The following is a 13374-nucleotide window of genomic DNA, read 5'->3' as shown; positions in this document are numbered from 1 at the left end:
CATAATCTTGAAGCAGTTTTTCCTTTTTTTAGTCGTCTTATCTTTCAATTCTTGCCAGTATATTGACAAGCAGGTTCCGTCTGAAAAAGAGTTACTTCAAAAAGAATTAAAATCAATCAACTGGAAAGAAGTCGACGAATATCCATCGGTAGCAAATTGCGAAAAAATCGCCGACAAAAAACAACGCCAGCAATGCTTTTTTCAGGTAATGGCGCAGCTTATTCAGCAAAAACTAGATATTGATACGCTTTCTATATTATATCCAGAACTCGATACCATTCAGGTAAAAGTAACGGTTTTCCCTAACTCGACCATGAAATTCGAGCCGCAATTTCCTAAAGATTCGGTTGCTTATGACACGATCAAAATTGATAGTATTCTACACGCTCGTTTAGTGGATTTTCCCAAAATAAATCCCGCCTTAAAGCGGGGACTTCCGGTAAAAACACAATTTATTTTGCCTGTTATTCTTAAAGAAAAAGAATAATTATTTCAGTACAATTAATGGCACGCAGATTTTAAGGATTTAAACAGATTTCCTTTTTACTTTATCCAATTCTGAAGAAGAATGATCTCACGATTAATTCGAAAAAAATTAAGAATACCACGAAAAAATCCGCATCAATCCGTGCTTTCGCGAAGCGAATCCGTGTCATCCGTGTGCCATTTTAGCGTCCCCTAAATAATCCCAAAGTTTTCGGAATTTGGAATTTATTTCCCAAATCTTCTTCCCTTCCATTCATAAGTTCCAAACAAACTATACAAAGCTACAGCTGTGCTAAAAAAAGGATAAAACAAACTACTCAAAACCAGGCTTTTTATGTGGCTTTTACTCAGGAACTGATTCGTTTTATAAAGTAAAATATAGTCGATTATAAACTTAGAAAAAGCAAACAAAACAAAAAACAAATAAGGCCAAATCATTAAAACACAAAACAAAAACCCAATTACAAAACCCACATTTCCAAAGAAAACAATAAGTCCTAAAACCTTTCCGAAACTACTTTGATATGAACTCGTTTTCGCCGCCCAACGCACTCTTTGATAAAATAAGGATTTCCAGTTTTCAGTTGGCTTTGTAGTTACTATTGCTTCTTCTGCTTTTAGATAGTGAACTTTATCCGGAAATAAATGGGCTGCTTTTTGCAAAAGAAAAACATCATCGCCACTGGCAATTTTATTATTCCCGTCAAATCCGTTTACTTTTTCGAATAAAGATTTGGTGTATGCAAAATTGGCTCCATTACACATAAAAGCTTTTCTAAGTCCAAAACTTCCTATTGTTGCGCCTTGCAAACTTGTTAAATCTAATTGCTGAAAATGATCCAGAAATGAATTCTCACATTGATAAGTAACCGTGCCCGCAAGCATCAAAACATCATGGTGCTGAATATAATTATCAAAGGCTAAAAGCCAATTTTCAGGCACCAGACAATCAGCATCTGTAGTAATTATCCAATTGGTTTTTACATGTTGCATTGCTGTTGAAATAGCATCTTTTTTAGGCGAATTCGAAGTACGAATAGTATCAACAATTGTAACTTGGAATTTGGAATTTAAAATTTGGAATTTTTCACTAGAATTATCATCAACCAAAATCACTTCAAACAAATCAATAGGATAATTTAACTTTGAAAAACTCAATAAAAGATTCGGTAAATTCTCTGCTTCATTCCTGAACGGAACTATAATTGTAAAACTCGTTTGCGGTTTTAGATCTGTTTTTTGATAGTTATTTACTTTGTTAAAACCATAAATGAGTAATGCTATGCCAGCTAAATAAACAATCAAAATTATACTTAGAATAATGGTAATCATAACTTTGGCTTAAAATCATTTTTTATAAACAAATGTAGTCCCTATGGGACATTTTGCCGGGTGTTTTTTCTATTATTTCTACCAACATTTAACTCCTAACGGAGTATCTCGTAGAGATTATATGTTGGTAACAGAATCACTGCGACCAGAATATTTTGCTCCGTAGGGACTATACAATCTTATTAATTATTTAAGAACCTGATGCTTAAATTTTAGGAGAACTTTTAAAATTCAACACATAATAACTGCCTAAAATTACAGGTAAAACTACATTAAGAAACCACATCAACGTGCTTATAAAAACTACAATCCATTCGTTTACGCCCAATTTTTCGAAGAAAAAAATGGCAACACTTCCTTTTACAGCAAAATCCAAAAACTGAAAAGTCGGCAATGACGAAGCTAAAAAATACACTACAGCAATGGTAGAAATAAGTGTAAAATAAGGCAAATCGACATCAAAAGCCAGAAACAAAAAGTAATATTGATGGGAGAAAACCAAATAACGCAAAACGCCTAAAAGAATATTTTTACGATGAATTGGTTTTGGAATTTCATTGATCTTATGTACTAATTTCTCGATCGAATATCCTTTGATTTTTATTTTCTTTAGTGAAAACAAAACAATCAAAAGCAATACAAAACCTCCAAACAAAATGGCAACCGTTTGAGTTGTAATGACCTCATATTTGGCATTGAAATACATCAACCCAAAAAGCCCAAAAATAACAGTTAAAACCATTTGGATTCCGTTGCAGATCAAGTTCAGGAAAATCACATTTTTTGCTTCAGATTTCGGATAGAATAATGCTTTTCCTGCATACTCTCCTACTCCGTTTGGTGTAAAAATTCCTGCCGTAAGTGCCGCCAATACTTGTTTTGTAGCTTCTCCTAATGAAATTTCGTGAATGACTTTGGCAAGATTCTGCCATTTCAAAATCTCGAAATAACGATTCAAAACGCTCAAAAGTAAAATAAACCCAATCCCTAAAACCGACTGATTTTTACGGAACAGCGTAATAAACTTTTGCCAGTCGAGTTTGTCATTGTTCGCCAACTGATTATAAATAAAGTAAAATGCACCACCTACAATCAAAAGTTTGATCAGAAGAACAAGGAATTGCTTAGCTTTGTGAGGAATTGAAATCATGCTGCAAAGTAAAGGAAACTATTGCGAAAAAGCTATTTCGCAAAGATTCACAAAGCATTCGCAAAGACGCACAAAAAGAATCAAAAAAAACTTTGTGATTGTCTGTGCCACCTTAGTGCAGCTTTGTGTAACCAAAATAAAAAATGACAAAAGAACGCATCATATTAGGTATTGACCCCGGAACCACAATCATGGGTTTTGGATTGATTAAGGTCATCAATAAAAAAATGGAGTTTCTGCAATTGAACGAATTGCAACTTTCTAAATACGACAATCATTACCAAAAACTAAAAATCATTTTTGAGCGTACCATCGAATTAATCGAAACGCATCATCCTGACGAAATCGCTATTGAAGCGCCTTTCTTTGGTAAAAATGTGCAATCGATGTTAAAACTGGGTCGAGCACAAGGCGTTGCAATGGCAGCGGGACTTTCGAGGGATATTCCTATTACCGAGTACGAACCTAAAAAAATAAAAATGGCCATTACTGGAAACGGAAACGCCAGTAAAGAGCAAGTTGCCAAAATGCTGCAACAACTTTTAGGTTTAAAAGAATTACCAAAAAACCTGGATTCAACAGATGGTTTGGCAGCCGCGGTTTGTCATTTCTTCAATTCAGGCAAAATCGTTGCCGGAAAAAGTTATACCGGCTGGGATGCTTTTGTAAAACAAAACGAAGAACGAGTTAAAAAATAGTTTTCAGTCGCAGTGGCAGTTCACAGTTAGACTGAGACTGAAAACTGAGACTGAAAACGAGACTGAATACTAAAAAATGAGCGGTATTTACATTCATATTCCTTTTTGCAAACAAGCTTGTCACTATTGCGACTTTCATTTTTCGACTTCTATGAAAAAGAAAGACGATATGGTTTTGGCTTTAGCCAAAGAAATAGCCATGCGCAAAAATGAGTTTTCAACTGAAATTATAGAAACTATTTATTTTGGTGGCGGAACTCCTTCGGTATTATCAAATGACGAAATAAACTTTTTAATTTCAGAAGTTTATAAGAATTATAAAGTTGTAGAAAATCCCGAAATAACACTCGAAGCAAATCCGGATGATTTGTCTACAGAACGAATCTTCGAATTATCTAAAAGCCCAATTAATCGTTTAAGCATTGGGATTCAATCTTTTTATGAAGAAGATTTAAAGATGATGAATCGCGCTCATAATTCGGCGGAAGCTATAAATTGTTTGACAGAAGCAACAAAATACTTTGATAATATTTCACTTGATTTAATTTACGGAATTCCGGGTTTGACAGATGAAATGTGGAAGAAAAATATTGAAACGGCGTTGTCATTTGGCATTCCCCATATTTCAAGTTATGCTTTGACCGTTGAACCCAAAACAGCTTTAAGAAAACTAATCGATACCGGAAAAATTGCCGAACCGCAAGACGAAGTCGCTTCAAACCATTTCATGATTTTGGTGGAATCGCTTCAGAAAAATGGTTTTATCCATTACGAATTATCGAATTTTGGAAAAGAAGGTTATTTCTCTAAAAACAATTCGGCGTATTGGCTAGGGAAAAAATATATCGGAATTGGTCCTTCGGCACACAGTTATGATGGTGAAAAAAGAGGTTGGAATATTGCGAATAATTCATTGTATTTAAAGTCGATTCAAAATGATGAACTTCCAATCGAAACTGAAATTCTTACTATTTCTGATCGTTATAATGAATATATTATGACAGGTTTAAGAACTATTTGGGGTGTTTCATTAGAACGAATTGAAACTGAATTTGGCTTAGAATATTTGAATTATCTCAAAAAGCAAAGTCAGAAATTCTTAGACGACGATTTACTTTCGATAGAAAACAACATTCTAAAACCAACCGCAAAAGGAAAATTTTTAACGGATGGAATTGCTTCAGATTTATTTTATTTAAATTTGGAAGAATAAAATTAGCCACGAAGGCACAAAGGCGCGAATTATTTAAACTTTGTGACTTAGCGTCTTTGCGGCATAAAACCTAATTTGTGTTAGCAAAAATAAACAACTTCGAGATAGATTTATCAAAACCAATTGATATCTCAATTCCGTTAACGAATACAGACGAAAACCCAATTGCCTGGTACATTGAAAAACCGGTTATTGAACCTGTCGTTTTTGGAGATTGGATCGGGAAAGTTTCTGAAGGAAAATCGTCGACTAATTTCAACAATATTTTCTTCAATCCGCATGGGCACGGAACGCATACGGAATGTTTAGGACACATTACGAATGATTTTTACAGCATCAATCAATCTTTGAAACAGTTTTTCTTTTTTGCTAAATTGATTACGATTGAACCAGAAAAAGTTGGTGACGATTTGGTTATTACGAAAAATCAAGTTGAAAAAGCATTGAGCACTTCGACTTCGCTCAGTGTGACAAATGAAGCTTTAGTAATCAGAACGCTTCCAAACGAGAAAGAAAAAAAGTCCCGAAAATACTCGAATACCAATCCGCCTTATTTGTCTGAGGAAGCAGCGGTTTTCATCCGCGAAAGCGAAATTCAGCATTTATTAATTGATTTGCCAAGTGTAGACAAAGAACATGACGAAGGTAAACTATTGGCGCACAAAGCTTTTTGGAATATAAAAGACACTTTAAACTTAAATTCTGATGCGCGTTTAAATGCCACAATTACAGAAATGATTTATGTTCCGGACGAAATCGAAGATGGAAATTACATCCTAAATCTTCAAATTGCTTCGTTTGAAAATGATGCAAGTCCGTCAAAACCAATTTTATATAAGATTTAAAATAGCCGCCAATAATTTGACGAATTATGTTTATGTATTTTTTGCCACAGATTAGAAGATTTACACAGATTTAATCATTTTAATCCTTTAATCTGTGGCAGAATAAAAGAAGAAATTAGTGCAAATTCGCGAAATTCGTGGCAAAAAAACAAACCAATATGATTAGCATATCAACAGATAAGACCAAACTTGACGTTCCTTTTATACAAAATTTTCTCAAGGATATTTACTGGGCTGCAGGTCGAACGGTCGAAGAAGTGCAGACAACCATTGATGCTTCGGTTTGTTTTGGAATTTACTTAAACGACAAACAAATTGGTTTTGCGAGAGTCATTACAGATTATGTCGTTTTTGGTTATGTAATGGATGTATTTATTACCAAAGAACATCGTGGAAAAGGATATTCATCTCTTTTAATTGAAAATATGATGAACGAGCCTATTCTTAAAAACATTCAAATTTGGAGATTGGCTACAACTGATGCACACTTTTTATATCGTAAATTTGGTTTTACAGAATTGAAACATCCTGAAAAAATGATGGAAAAAAAACTATGAAAACAATAATCAAACTCGAAGAAGCTGCTTTATTTATCCTCGGAATCTTTTTATTCAACCGTTTAAATTTTGAATGGTGGTGGTTTTTAGTCTTGATTTTAGCCCCGGATTTATCTATGTTGGGTTATCTTTTTGGCAACAAAAGCGGAGCCTTTTTTTACAACATATTCCATCATAAAGGAATTGCGCTTTTAATTTACGGTTTAGGATATTATTTAGGTATTGAAACTATTCAGTTAGCCGGAATTATTTTATTTTCACATTCTGCAATGGATCGAATTTTTGGTTACGGGTTAAAACATGAAAAAGGTTTTAAATACACTCACTTAGGTGAAATTGGTAAATAAGAAATGATATGAATCTAGAAACGTATTACGAATATTGTCTTTCGAAAAAAGGCGTTAGCGAACATTTTCCTTTTGATGAAGATACTTTAGTGTTTAAAGTAGGCGGAAAAATGTTTGCTTTATCATCTTTGTCACAATGGGAAAAGAACGAACCTTCAGTCAATTTAAAGTGCGATCCGGAACGTGCTCAGGAATTGCGTGCCGAATATGACGAGATAAAACCAGGTTTTCATATGAGCAAAGTACATTGGAATACGATTGCTTTAAACGGAAATTTATCGAATACTTTGGTCAAAGAATTGATCGATCATTCGTATGAATTGGTTTTCAAAAGTTTGACAAAGAAAATTCAGAATGAAATTATTGAATTAGAAAATTAGGCATTACATTTGCATCGTAAGAAAAAAACTTAGCAACTTAGTTACTAGATAACTTAGCAACTTATAAAAATATGAAAGAACAATTTAAAAAATTTCTGAACGAAGAACAAGATCCAAAAGCGATTGAAAAAATCACTTCGAAACTCCATGATTTATTGATGAAAGGTGAAGAAATTGGATATATTGCCGTTCAAAAAAAACCGGCAATTACTGTTTTTCCTGATAGTATTGTATTAACAAACAAACGAATCATTATTTGTCAGCCTAAAAATTTAGGTCTTTCGATGGATTTTACAGATTATACTTGGGATAATGTTGCGGGTGCTTTTGTAAAAGAAAATATTTTAGGTTCAGAATTTTCATTTAATACCAATACTGATTTATCAATTTCGATTGATTACATTCCGAAAATTCAGGCCCGAAAAATTTATACATACGCTAAAGAACAATTAGATCTAATTAAAAATCCAATTGTTGCCGAAACGCCAATCGTAGAAACTGCGCAAGTTATTGAGGAAGAAGATGATCTTGAAGACGAAGTTGAAGAAGTTGAAACGGAAGAAGTAACCAATTACGCTGAAATCATGCCGGCTACTACTCCATCTTATACAGAAACGTATGAACCAATTCAGCCAGCACAACCTTCAACAGGAGATCGTAAATTAAGTGATTTATCAAAAGAAGAACTTTTTGATAAACTACAGAATTACAAAAAATTGCTTGATAATGGATTAATTATGCAAGGCGAATATGATGCTTACAAAAAAGAAATATTGAGTTATATGTAATAATCTAACCGCAAGGAGCGCAAAGATTTTACGCAAAGAACGCGATTAAAAACATAAAACAACCATCAGCTTCAACTGATGGTTTTTCTTTTATAAATCTTTGCGAACCTTGCGTAAAATCTTTGCGCTCCTTGCGGTTAAATCCTCTACAAAGTCGCTTTCTGCTTTTCTACAAAACTATTCGATTGCAGTTCTAATAACTCCGTTGCATTTTTACGCTGCAAATCGTACAAGCTTTTATCTTCAGCAATATCAGCATAAACTTTATCATGCATTTCGGCACTGGTTTTTACCAATAAATCACGTTGGTATTTGTTTTGTTCTAAGGTCGCTTTCATGGCTGTTTCGGCTTCTTCTTGCTTGAAATCGAATTCGCCTTTTGGTGCTAAAAGCTTTGCAATAATTGGAGACGTTTCAATAGCCAAAAACAACAGCATAATAAAGAATGATGGCAACCAAGGCAATTTATCCAATGCGTTTATTCGCGCCATTAATCCATCAAAACCTTCAATAATAGGTTGTGTTTGCGATACTTTTTTATCTAAATCGGCTTGTAATTGTTTACCGGTTTTTTCTTTGTCGGCAATTTTAGCTTCATTTGCCGTTTTTAAAGCAGCAAATTCTTTTAATGCCGCATCGTGTTTTTCCCTTTTTTCTTTATAAACCGGGCCTTTTCCGAGTTTTTTAGTTCCAGTAGTTCCTTCGGCCTCTGTGATATAAGTAGCATAAAGTGCATTTACTTCTTTCTCTTTATTTAGAATATCTGTTTTTAAACCGGCAATCTCAGCCTTGTTTTTATCTAAATCTGATTTGAAATAATTACCAACTTGTTTTTTATTGGCCAATTCCATTTCATTTTTTTCCTTCAATAAAACAGTATTGATTTCTTTTTCGAAAATTTTAATCTCCAAAGGTTTCGAAATTACGATAGCAATAATAACTGCCAACATGATTCTAGGTGTCGCTTGCAGAAATTCATCAAAAAAACGATCTCTTTTTTTAATTGTCGAAACAATAAAACGATCCAGATTAAAGATTAATAAACTCCAGACAAACCCAAAAATTAAAGCCGGATAAATGGAGTCAAAAACCGTAAAAAGCGCATAAGCACTGGCCAGAAAAGCCATAACGGCAGTAAAGAAAACGGTGGCGCCAATACCAACATATTTGGTTTGTTCGCCTTCTGAGCAACCTTCGAGCAGGTCACGATCAGCTCCTGAACACAGGATAAAAAATTGTTTTAACATGATTGATGATTTTGATTGTGATTGATAAGGCAAATTTAACGCCAAAAATTTAATTCTGATCTAAATAATTAATTTGTTTTCAGTTGGCACTCAATAATTTGAAAGCAAGATGTTATTTAAACATTACTAAAAGCTAGTTTTTAGAGGTCAATCATAACACTATGTTAATTTTTTCGAACGGCTTTAGTAACATTAAGGTTCTAGATTCGCAGAAAATCAAACTAAACACAATGAAAAAAATTTATTTAGTAGTAACATTCATGCTATTAGCCTTTTCGGGTTATGCTCAAAAAGCCATAATTTCAGGAAAAGTATTAGATATTGATGACAAACTTCCATTGCCGGGAGCTATGATTCAAATTGTTGGTGAAAACAAATACACGGTTTCAGATTACAACGGTCGTTTTGAATTATTAAACATCAATGTTGGAACTTACAAAGTAGAAGTAAAATATATAGGATATACTGCCATAACTCAGGAAATTACTGTAGAACAAGGTAAAAATAACGTAATTGATTTTGCACTTAAAACTTCAGGAACTGAATTGAACGAAGTTGTTGTTGGAGACATTTTAAAAGGTCAGGCCAAAGCATTGAACCAACAAAAAAACAGTAAAAACATCGGAAACATTATTTCATCTGATCAAATGGGCCGTTTTCCGGATGCTAATGTTGGAGATGCATTAAAGCGTGTTCCGGGTATCACGATGCAAAATGATCAGGGTGAAGCGCGTAATATTATCATCAGAGGTTTGGCTCCGTCTTTGAACTCGGTAACATTAAACGGTGACCGCATTCCATCTGCAGAAGGAGACAACAGAAACGTTCAAATGGATTTGATTCCGTCTGATATGATTTCAACTATCGAAGTAAACAAAACACTGACTTCAGACATGGATGCTGATGCCATTGGAGGTTCTGTAAATTTAGTAACCAGAGCGACTCCAAATGGCGAAAGAATCTCGGCAACGCTTGCGGGTGGTTTTATGCCAATTCGTGAACATGCCACATATACAGCAGGATTAGTGTATGGAAATCGTTTTTTAGATAATAAATTGGGAGCCGTTTTTAGCGGATCGTATAATAACGTAAACTACGGATCTGATAATATCGAAAACGAATGGGTAAAAGATGAATTTGGGAATGAATATCTGCAAGCTTCAGAAATTAGAAAGTACGATGTACAACGTATTCGTCGCAGCGGATCTGTAGCTTTAGATTATAAATTTGACGAAAATAACACCATTTTTGCCAATGCCATTTACAACTGGAGAGATGACAGAGAAAACCGTTTTAGAACTACTTATGATGACATCGAACCCATTTATAACGGAGAACAAATTACAGGTTTCGAAGGTCGTGTAAAACGTCAGACAAAAGGTGGACTGGATAATGATCGTAATAAAAACAGAAGATTAGAAGATCAACGCGTTCAGAATTATTCTATTCGAGGAGAACATTTAATCAATTCTAAATTAGATTTAGACTGGTCTGCCAATTATGCAAAAGCAAGAGAATACCGTCCACAGGAGCGTTATATCGAATACCGCCAAAAAGGTCTTGAAATGATTCAAGATTTATCTGACATCAGATTTCCGTTAATGACAACTGTTGGAGAATCTACAGATGAATTTAAATTTGACTCTGTTACAGAAAATACGGATGAGACGAGCGAAAGCGAATTTGGAGCAAAAGTTAATATTCGTTTTCCTTTCAGCATTATTCCATCTGAAAAAGGAAGATTAAGAACAGGACTTAGACTTCGATTGAAAGAAAAAGAAAGAAATAATATGTTCTATTCTTACGAGCCTATCAACGACGGAATGGAATTATTATCCGAAGTTCCAAACAGTTATTATGATGGAAAAAACTTTAATCCGGGTAGTAAATATGTTCCCGGAGCTTTCGCATCTGCAAGCTTTTTAGGAAGTTTAGATTTAAATAACGCAACATTATTCGACAAAACATCAGATCCTGCAGAATATTTAGCGGTAAACTATAATGCAAAAGAAAGTATTTATGCTGCGTATGTAAGATGGGATCAGGATTTTAATGATAAACTTTCTATGGTTTTAGGTTTCAGAGTCGAAAATACTCATATTGATTATACCGGAAACCGCGTTTTGGATGAAGAAGAATTAGAGAGCCAAATTCAAACCAAAAATTCATATACCAATTTATTACCAAGTATTTCTTTGCAATATAATGCGACTAAAGATTTAGTTTTAAGAGCGGCTGTTACAACGGCTTTGGCAAGACCAAATTATTATGCATTGGCTCCTTACGTTAATAATATTGCTGCTGATAAAGAAATCACTGCCGGAAATCCGGATCTTGAAGCAACTTACTCTTACAATTATGATTTCATGGCCGAGAATTATTTCAAATCTGTTGGATTAATTTCTGGAGGCGTTTTTTATAAAAAATTAGATAATTTTATTTACAATTATAGCGATAATCAATACAATGCCGCCAAATTTGCTGCTGATTTTCCTAACCAGACCAACCCAATTCCGGCAGGAGAAAACTGGTCATTTTTACAATCAAGAAACGGAGATACGGTTGATGTTTATGGTTTTGAAGTTGCTTTTCAACGTCAGTTAGATTTCCTTCCGGGGAAATTCCTTAAAGGATTTGGTATTTATTTAAACTATACATACACAAAATCTAAAGCAAAAGGAATTGCTGATGAAGACGGAAACGAAAGAAACAACATCAGTCTTCCGGGAACAACGCCACATATGTTTAACGGATCTTTATCTTGGGAAAACAAACGTTTTTCTGCCAGAGTTTCGACCAACTTTACTTCAGATTATTTAGATGAATTAGGATCAGAATCATACAAAGACAGTTATTACGACAAACAATTTTTCTTAGATGCCAATGCGTCTTACAAGATTACACCAAAACTTCGTCTTTTTGCCGAAGCCAACAATTTAACTAACCAGCCTTTACGTTACTACCAGGGAGTTGAGGCGCACACCAAACAAGCAGAGTACTATCAGTCCAGATATAATTTTGGTTTGAAACTTGACTTGTAATAATCAATTTATAAAATCCTTAAATTAGACAGAACTTAACGGTTCTGTCTCGTTTTATTAAAATGAAATCCATAATGAAAAATAAATCCATAATAGCATTTTTACTTTTAAGTACCTTATTCACAGCTTGTAAAGATGATAAACTTGCTCCTATTGCTGCAAACGCAGTAAAACCAACCGTTGTTACCGAAGCTTTACCTCACGATACAGATGATCCTTCGATCTGGATTCATCCCACAGATGCGTCTAAAAGCATTATTGTTGGTACTGATAAAGATACTGACGGTGGTTTGTATGCTTTTGATTTAAAAGGGAAAATTGTTGCAAAATCAGAGGTTTTAAAACGCCCAAATAATGTTGACATCGCTTACGGCTTAGTAATCGACGGGAAAAAAGTTGACGTTGCCGTGACAACAGAACGCGAATCGAACAAAATAAGAATCTTTAGTTTACCGGATCTAAAAGCAATTGATAACGGCGGAATTGCTGTTTTTGATGGAGAAGAATTACGTGACCCAATGGGGATTGCTTTGTACACCAGAAAAAGCGACGCTAAAATTTTTGCTATTGTAGGCAGAAAATCAGGCCCGTCAGGAAGTTATTTATGGCAATATGAACTTTCAGGAAACGGGAAATTTGCTACGGCAAAAGTGGTTCGAAAGTTTGGTGCTTATAGCGGAAAGAAAGAAATCGAAGCGATTGCGGTTGATAATGAATTAGGAACAATTTTGTATTGCGACGAACAATTCGGAATTAGAAAATACAAAGCGGATCCTGCTTTAAACGACAATAAAGAAATGGCTCTTTTTGGAAAAACTGGTTTTAAAGCCGATAACGAAGGAATTGCGATTTACAAAAAAACAGATTCTACAGGTTATATTTTAGTATCCAACCAGCAAGCAAACACTTTTATGGTATATCCAAGAGAAGGCGCAAAAGGTAATCCAAACGATTATCCTTTGTTGGCAGAAATCCCAACATCAACAATAGAATGTGATGGTGCCGATGTTACCAGCGTAAATTTAGGAGGAAACTTTAAAAACGGTCTTTTCGTAGCCATGAGCAACGGAATGACGTTTCATTACTACGCCTGGGATTTGATCCAAAAACGTATCGACGCTAAGAAATAGTATTCAGTTTTCAGTCGCAGTCGCAGTTTTCAGTTTCTTAACTGTGACTGAAAACCGAGACTGAAAACTGAAAACTGAAAACCGAGACTGCGACTGAAAACTGAGACTGAGACTGAGACTGAGACTGAGACTGAGACTGAGACTGAGACTGAGACAAAAA

13 protein-coding genes are annotated in these 13374 nt (G+C 34.5%); 10 read left to right on the top strand and 3 right to left on the bottom strand.

Annotation, left to right across the window (positions count from 1 at the left end; genetic code table 11):
- Nucleotides 1–7 precede the first annotated feature (7 nt).
- Nucleotides 8–487, top strand: coding sequence for a hypothetical protein (locus FLP_RS08930; protein ID WP_065449183.1), 480 nt, complete (start codon nt 8–10; stop codon nt 485–487).
- Between the two features lie 224 nt (nt 488–711).
- Here FLP_RS08930 and FLP_RS08925 read toward each other — a convergent pair whose 3' ends face one another.
- On the bottom strand, nt 712–1818 hold the full coding sequence (locus FLP_RS08925; RefSeq protein ID WP_065449182.1) for a glycosyltransferase family 2 protein: 1107 nt from the start codon (nt 1816–1818) through the stop codon (nt 712–714).
- 205 nt (nt 1819–2023) lie between these two features.
- Complete coding sequence (locus tag FLP_RS08920; RefSeq protein WP_065449181.1) at nt 2024–2968, bottom strand: lysylphosphatidylglycerol synthase domain-containing protein; 945 nt, start codon at nt 2966–2968, stop codon at nt 2024–2026.
- A 143-nt stretch (nt 2969–3111) separates the two neighbouring features.
- Here FLP_RS08920 and ruvC point away from each other — a divergent pair, with 143 nt between their 5' ends.
- The 7 genes from ruvC to FLP_RS08885 all read left to right on the top strand — a co-directional run bounded on the left by ruvC (nt 3112) and on the right by FLP_RS08885 (nt 7796).
- On the top strand, nt 3112–3666 hold the full coding sequence (ruvC, locus tag FLP_RS08915; RefSeq protein WP_065449180.1) for a crossover junction endodeoxyribonuclease RuvC: 555 nt from the start codon (nt 3112–3114) through the stop codon (nt 3664–3666).
- 76 nt (nt 3667–3742) lie between these two features.
- Nucleotides 3743–4879, top strand: a complete 1137-nt coding sequence (gene hemW, locus FLP_RS08910) for a radical SAM family heme chaperone HemW (RefSeq protein WP_065449179.1) — start codon at nt 3743–3745, stop codon at nt 4877–4879.
- Between the two features lie 77 nt (nt 4880–4956).
- Nucleotides 4957–5724 (top strand): cyclase family protein, encoded by a 768-nt coding sequence (locus FLP_RS08905; RefSeq protein ID WP_065449178.1) that lies wholly within the window; start codon nt 4957–4959, stop codon nt 5722–5724.
- Nucleotides 5725–5882: 158 nt separating this feature from the next.
- On the top strand, nt 5883–6281 hold the full coding sequence (locus FLP_RS08900) for a GNAT family N-acetyltransferase (RefSeq protein ID WP_065449177.1): 399 nt from the start codon (nt 5883–5885) through the stop codon (nt 6279–6281).
- Complete coding sequence (locus FLP_RS08895) at nt 6278–6628, top strand: DUF4260 domain-containing protein (protein ID WP_065449176.1); 351 nt, start codon at nt 6278–6280, stop codon at nt 6626–6628. Before FLP_RS08900 ends, FLP_RS08895 begins: the two co-directional genes overlap by 4 nt.
- Nucleotides 6629–6636: 8 nt before the next feature.
- Nucleotides 6637–7008 (top strand): MmcQ/YjbR family DNA-binding protein, encoded by a 372-nt coding sequence (locus FLP_RS08890; RefSeq protein ID WP_065449175.1) that lies wholly within the window; start codon nt 6637–6639, stop codon nt 7006–7008.
- Nucleotides 7009–7079: 71 nt separating this feature from the next.
- Nucleotides 7080–7796 carry a PH domain-containing protein gene (locus tag FLP_RS08885; RefSeq protein ID WP_065449174.1) on the top strand — a complete coding sequence of 239 codons (717 nt, stop codon included), beginning with the start codon at nt 7080–7082 and terminating at the stop codon, nt 7794–7796.
- Nucleotides 7797–7942: 146 nt separating this feature from the next.
- Here the strand turns inward: FLP_RS08885 and FLP_RS08880 are convergent, their stop codons facing one another.
- Nucleotides 7943–9043 carry a DUF4407 domain-containing protein gene (locus FLP_RS08880; RefSeq protein ID WP_065449173.1) on the bottom strand — a complete coding sequence of 367 codons (1101 nt, stop codon included), beginning with the start codon at nt 9041–9043 and terminating at the stop codon, nt 7943–7945.
- Nucleotides 9044–9273: 230 nt separating this feature from the next.
- Here FLP_RS08880 and FLP_RS08875 point away from each other — a divergent pair, with 230 nt between their 5' ends.
- Both FLP_RS08875 and FLP_RS08870 read left to right on the top strand, forming a co-directional pair.
- The gene (locus tag FLP_RS08875) at nt 9274–12084 is read left to right on the top strand and encodes a TonB-dependent receptor (protein ID WP_065449311.1); all 2811 of its coding nucleotides are present in this window, start codon (nt 9274–9276) and stop codon (nt 12082–12084) included.
- A 74-nt stretch (nt 12085–12158) separates the two neighbouring features.
- Nucleotides 12159–13214, top strand: a complete 1056-nt coding sequence (locus FLP_RS08870; RefSeq protein ID WP_065449172.1) for a phytase — start codon at nt 12159–12161, stop codon at nt 13212–13214.
- The last annotated feature ends 160 nt before the right edge of the window (nt 13215–13374 follow it).

This window comes from Flavobacterium piscis (assembly GCF_001686925.1).
GTDB lineage: Bacteria > Bacteroidota > Bacteroidia > Flavobacteriales > Flavobacteriaceae > Flavobacterium > Flavobacterium piscis.
This window is presented reverse-complemented; position numbering and strand designations above follow the sequence as displayed.

Excerpts from the sequence above, each read along its gene's own strand:
- FLP_RS08925 (WP_065449182.1), bottom strand. The coding sequence starts at position 1,818 with ATGATTACCATTATTCTAAGTATAATTTTGATTGTTTATTTAGCTGGC.
- FLP_RS08920 (WP_065449181.1), bottom strand. The coding sequence starts at position 2,968 with ATGATTTCAATTCCTCACAAAGCTAAGCAATTCCTTGTTCTTCTGATC.
- ruvC (WP_065449180.1), top strand. The coding sequence starts at position 3,112 with ATGACAAAAGAACGCATCATATTAGGTATTGACCCCGGAACCACAATC.
- hemW (WP_065449179.1), top strand. The coding sequence starts at position 3,743 with ATGAGCGGTATTTACATTCATATTCCTTTTTGCAAACAAGCTTGTCAC.
- FLP_RS08900 (WP_065449177.1), top strand. The coding sequence starts at position 5,883 with ATGATTAGCATATCAACAGATAAGACCAAACTTGACGTTCCTTTTATA.
- FLP_RS08895 (WP_065449176.1), top strand. The coding sequence starts at position 6,278 with ATGAAAACAATAATCAAACTCGAAGAAGCTGCTTTATTTATCCTCGGA.
- FLP_RS08890 (WP_065449175.1), top strand. The coding sequence starts at position 6,637 with ATGAATCTAGAAACGTATTACGAATATTGTCTTTCGAAAAAAGGCGTT.
- FLP_RS08885 (WP_065449174.1), top strand. The coding sequence starts at position 7,080 with ATGAAAGAACAATTTAAAAAATTTCTGAACGAAGAACAAGATCCAAAA.
- FLP_RS08880 (WP_065449173.1), bottom strand. The coding sequence starts at position 9,043 with ATGTTAAAACAATTTTTTATCCTGTGTTCAGGAGCTGATCGTGACCTG.
- FLP_RS08875 (WP_065449311.1), top strand. The coding sequence starts at position 9,274 with ATGAAAAAAATTTATTTAGTAGTAACATTCATGCTATTAGCCTTTTCG.
- FLP_RS08870 (WP_065449172.1), top strand. The coding sequence starts at position 12,159 with ATGAAAAATAAATCCATAATAGCATTTTTACTTTTAAGTACCTTATTC.